The sequence below is a fragment of the Mesorhizobium sp. M4B.F.Ca.ET.017.02.2.1 genome, assembly GCF_003998955.1.
In the GTDB taxonomy this organism is placed as follows: domain Bacteria; phylum Pseudomonadota; class Alphaproteobacteria; order Rhizobiales; family Rhizobiaceae; genus Mesorhizobium; species Mesorhizobium abyssinicae.
Window position 1 is genome coordinate 1 of the sequence record NZ_RZOF01000469.1, and the last position, 3,834, is coordinate 3,834.

The 3,834-nt window shown below is 60.0% G+C and carries 6 protein-coding genes and 1 pseudogene; 4 read left to right on the forward strand and 3 right to left on the reverse strand.

What is annotated here, in order from left to right; genetic code table 11:
* Positions 1–31 precede the first annotated feature (31 nt).
* The 3 genes from EN738_RS32090 (at position 32) to EN738_RS32100 (ending at position 1,982) form a co-directional block, all read left to right on the forward strand.
* Positions 32–322 (forward strand): hypothetical protein, encoded by a 291-nt coding sequence (locus tag EN738_RS32090; protein ID WP_127287091.1) that lies wholly within the window; start codon positions 32–34, stop codon positions 320–322.
* A gap of 169 nt (positions 323–491) precedes the next feature.
* Entirely contained in the window at positions 492–962 is a 471-nt protein-coding gene (locus EN738_RS32095) for a GFA family protein (protein ID WP_127287087.1), read from the forward strand.
* A 474-nt stretch (positions 963–1,436) separates the two neighbouring features.
* Positions 1,437–1,982 carry a hypothetical protein gene (locus tag EN738_RS32100; RefSeq protein WP_127287088.1) on the forward strand — a complete coding sequence of 182 codons (546 nt, stop codon included), beginning with the start codon at positions 1,437–1,439 and terminating at the stop codon, positions 1,980–1,982.
* 8 nt (positions 1,983–1,990) lie between these two features.
* Here the strand turns inward: EN738_RS32100 and EN738_RS32105 are convergent, their stop codons facing one another.
* Entirely contained in the window at positions 1,991–2,260 is a 270-nt protein-coding gene (locus EN738_RS32105; protein ID WP_127287089.1) for a hypothetical protein, read from the reverse strand.
* 168 nt (positions 2,261–2,428) lie between these two features.
* On the opposite strand from EN738_RS32105, the gene EN738_RS32110 reads away from it, so the two are divergent.
* Positions 2,429–2,623: a hypothetical protein gene (locus EN738_RS32110; RefSeq protein ID WP_126055200.1), complete on the forward strand. Its 195-nt coding sequence runs from the start codon at positions 2,429–2,431 to the stop codon at positions 2,621–2,623.
* 289 nt (positions 2,624–2,912) lie between these two features.
* On the opposite strand, the gene msrA is transcribed toward EN738_RS32110, so the two are convergent.
* Together msrA and EN738_RS35790 are read right to left on the reverse strand one after the other, a co-directional pair.
* A complete protein-coding gene (msrA, locus tag EN738_RS32115) occupies positions 2,913–3,431 on the reverse strand; it encodes a peptide-methionine (S)-S-oxide reductase MsrA (protein WP_127287090.1) in 519 nt (172 codons plus the stop codon).
* 130 nt (positions 3,432–3,561) lie between these two features.
* Positions 3,562–3,834: pseudogene (locus tag EN738_RS35790) on the reverse strand (cytochrome c family protein); the annotation flags it as partial.

A 3,834-nucleotide genomic window follows, 5' to 3' on the forward strand; every position in this document is an offset into this window, starting at 1 on the left:
TAAGAGAAGGATGTTCAAGCTGGGGTTGCCGATGAAGGCTCGTTCGATCGCATGGATTGCCGGCGCCTTGTTGTGTGCCGCCACCACGGCGCATGCCCGCCCCGACACGCGTGCAATGAGCTGCGAACAGGTACGGTCGCTTATCCAAAGCCAGCGTGCGGCCGTGCTGACCACCGGCCAAAACACCTACGAGCGCTATGTGCGCCAGTTCGGCAATGAATGCGACTGGCCGGAGGTGCCCACCGCCGCCTCCGTTCCGACGCGCGACGGCCAGTGCCGCGTCTACCGCTGCCAGGAGCCGGTTTTCGACTTCCCGAACTGACAACTCGCGGAAGCTGACAACTTGCGCAAACTGATTGCGGTGGCGTCGACCTCGACGCCGCGCAGCGTGGAACCGTTTGCGCCTCGCGCGAATTGATTCGGGTTAGACATTTCCCGGCATGTTGTCGCGGCCGGCTAACCAGAGCGGCGCGACCCAGGAGGAAACAGCCATGTCCAGTGATGTCAGGCGCAGCGGCAGCTGCCTATGCGGCGGTGTCCAGTTCTCGGTGACGGGCGAGCCGCTTCGGATCGGGCTTTGCCACTGCAAGGATTGCCGCAAGACCAGCGGATCGGCCTACCAGGCCTTCGCCATCTGGCCGCTCGAAGCCTTCGAGACGGCCGGCATCGTCAGTACCTATGGCGGCAGAAGTTTCTGCCCGACCTGCGGCGGCCGCGTGACCTCGGTTGGCGAGGAGGAAGTCGAAGTGATGCTCGGTAGCCTCGATGTAGCGCCGACGGAGCTCGAGCCGACCTACGAACTGTGGATCGTGAGGCGCGAACACTGGTTGCAGCCGCTGCCCGACGCGCAGCAATTCGAACACGATCGCGTCGATGGCGAATCGCCGGCAGAGGAGCCGGGAACTACGGCGGACAGTAACGAGGCGCCCTCGGACAACCTACTCCAGCGCAAGCTGGCCTAAGAGGCAGGCCAGCTTCCATCTGGATCGACGGTAAATCGGCTTGCATTTTGCAACCGATGGTCGGTTTGCCGCTGCCCCAATGCTCAGTTAAGATTCGATTTGCGGTGGACTTCTGGAAACCGCTTTGGCCGGCGCGGTTCAGGCAACGTTCCCAACATTGCCGCGTCGGCCTCGCAGCCGTGCGGAGTTGTTCTTCAGGCAGACCGGCACAACCTTTGCTATTATTTTGCCAGTCTTGCAGCTTGGTTATCTTGTGAAGTACCAAGTTATGGTTGCGCTACCAGGCCAGACATTCTTTCCATGAAAGAAAATTCTCCCCAAGTTATTTTTTTCACGACATCAATTACGATATCCAAGTACGCAAACCCTCTGACGCAACGTGATCCTTGATGGTCTTGTACAAAAGGCCACCTTGTTTCTTTTCGCCTATGTTACATACTATTGCGAATCTCGAAGCCGAACGGGGCGGTTTTCATGGCGGCGATGCCTGCAGGAGGTCGCGGCGTTCATCTGCGATATCCACCGATCGACGGGTTCTGGACCTGGGACATCAAGCGAAACCGTGTCTACGGTGACGCCAACCTCTCCGACTATTTCGGACTCACGCTCGATGAGTTCTCGCGTGGCGCTCCCCTCGAAAGATGCATGGAAAGCATCGAGGCCGAGGACCGGCTGCGGGTCAATGTTGCGATCCGCCGGGCGGTAGAGCGCCGATCGAGCTTCCGCGAGGTCTGCAAAGTTCGTTCGGAAAAGATGGGCCTTCGCAAGATCCTGGCAGTCGGCCAATGCTATGTCGACAGCCTTGGAGAAGCGGCTGTCTATCCCGGCTGGTTCGTCGACCTGACGCAAGAAGAGGATTGCGAGGAGGCCTCCTTGCGCGAGATCCATCAGCATATCGAGCAGGCCAAGGAAATCTCACAATCGATCGGACAGGATCTGCTGTTCTACTTGCTGGACAATGCCCACGAAGAGGTGCAGCTGCGTCTTGGCGGCGGATCGAGGAGGCGCAAATCCTCCTAGCGCGCACCCTAGCTTCCGGGCGGACCCTTGCCGTGCTTGCTGACTTCGGCAGTGACCAGGCGGGCGAAATGGGACTGCGGCGAGCGCCGCTCAAGCAACTTGGCACGTTCGAGCGCCGTGTCGCCGTAGAATTGAACCAACGCTGCGGCCGCGCTGGCCGCGTCTGCCTTCAGCTTGCCGATATCGGACTGCTCGCTGTGGCTCGAAGGGCCGTTCCTGGCAATCACATCCAGCATGGCTTGCAACTTGTCAGGAGTGCTGCCCTCGTCTTCGTGCATCGTCGCGGTCCGATTGGTCGCGCAAAATATCGACATTTCCGAAGAATGTCCAACAGCTTCGTTGATCGGACGCCGACACAACCGAGCACAGCTTCGCCGTGAGTCTCGCCAAAATCTTGATGCAAGCAACAGTCAGCCAGAATTCACATGCAGACATTGGGGGCAGCGATGGACCAGCCGAGCAAAATGGAAAACCTGCAGTTTGCGCAGGGGATCTTGCGTGAACTGCGTCAGAAAGCCGAAGCCGATGGCGAGAAGCTTCTGACCTATCTGATCGACATGGCTTATCTCGAAACCAGCGACCGCATCCGCGCGCACTGGATCGGCAACCATGAAAGCGACGGCCGTCGCGCCAAGGGCTAGATCCGGGACGGCACTGGCGGCCGCGGCGGGCGCCCCGGGCGTTGCCGGGACCTGAACGCAAAAAAGCCCGCCGTGCCTTCTGGCACGACGGGCGAAATTGGTGGGATCGGCAAGTCCAGGCCGAGTTATCGACACAAGCAAGCCCGCGCCTCTCGCAGGGGACGCGGGCTGGATCGGGATGCCGGCCCCGATCAGGCAGCAAACCGTTACGCGCTGCCGGGGGATGAACTCTTAGCCAGAACTAATGTTCCGGCGCAGGCGGGAAAAACCTGCCAAGCACCGATCGGGCTTACGACGCCGCCTTTTCACGAACCGGAAGCTTCCACCCCGGCCTGACGAAATGGCAGGTATAGCCGTTCGGATATTTCTCCAGATAGTCCTGATGCTCGGGTTCGGCTTCCCAGAAAGGGCCGACCGGCGCGACCTCGGTGACGACCTTGCCCGGCCACAGGTGTGAAGCCTCGACATCGGCGATGGTGTCGTCGGCAACCCGCTTCTGGTCGTCGCTGGTATAGTAGATCGCCGAGCGATAGCTCATGCCGACATCGTTGCCCTGACGGTTCCTGGTCGTCGGATCGTGGATCTGGAAGAAGAATTCGAGCAGCGTGCGGTAGCTGATCCTGGCCGGATCGAAAATGATCTCGATGGCCTCCGCATGGGTGCCGTGGTTGCGGTAGGTGGCGTTGGGCACGTCGCCGCCGCTGTAGCCGACACGGGTCGAGATCACACCCGGATAGCGCCGGATCAGATCCTGCATGCCCCAAAAGCAGCCGCCAGCAAGCACCGCTCGTTCGGTGGAAGTCGCCATATCATATCTCCCTTGGATTTCTCCATAGATGGGGATTGTGGCGCTCTTCGTCCAGCCGCTCAAGCGTCCTGGTAAGGCCGCAGCGGCGACAGCCGCCTGGATTGAGGACGGGAGGACATCAAAATCAATTCTAGGGAAGCGGCAACGGTGTGTCACTCAAGGTCCGCAGGTATGCGATGAGGTCCGCTCGCTGCTTCTCGTCCTGCAGGCCCGGGAAAAGCATATCTGTTCCAGGCAACGCGAGCGCGGGATTTGAGATGAACAAATTGAGTTCCTCAAAAGTCCAATCGCCACCGGCATCCTTTAGACTCGACGAATACTCGACATCGCCTTGCGAGGCCTTCGGCCGCCCTACGATGCCCCACAGATTGGGCTTGGGATTCTTGACCCCCGGCACGACAAG

Coding starts and splice junctions, on each gene's coding strand:
- EN738_RS32110 (WP_126055200.1), top strand. CDS start 2,429: ATGGACCAGCCGAGCAAAATGGAAAACCTGCAGTTTGCGCAGGGGATC.
- EN738_RS32090 (WP_127287091.1), top strand. CDS start 32: ATGAAGGCTCGTTCGATCGCATGGATTGCCGGCGCCTTGTTGTGTGCC.
- EN738_RS32100 (WP_127287088.1), top strand. CDS start 1,437: ATGGCGGCGATGCCTGCAGGAGGTCGCGGCGTTCATCTGCGATATCCA.
- msrA (WP_127287090.1), bottom strand. CDS start 3,431: ATGGCGACTTCCACCGAACGAGCGGTGCTTGCTGGCGGCTGCTTTTGG.
- EN738_RS32105 (WP_127287089.1), bottom strand. CDS start 2,260: ATGCACGAAGACGAGGGCAGCACTCCTGACAAGTTGCAAGCCATGCTG.
- EN738_RS32095 (WP_127287087.1), top strand. CDS start 492: ATGTCCAGTGATGTCAGGCGCAGCGGCAGCTGCCTATGCGGCGGTGTC.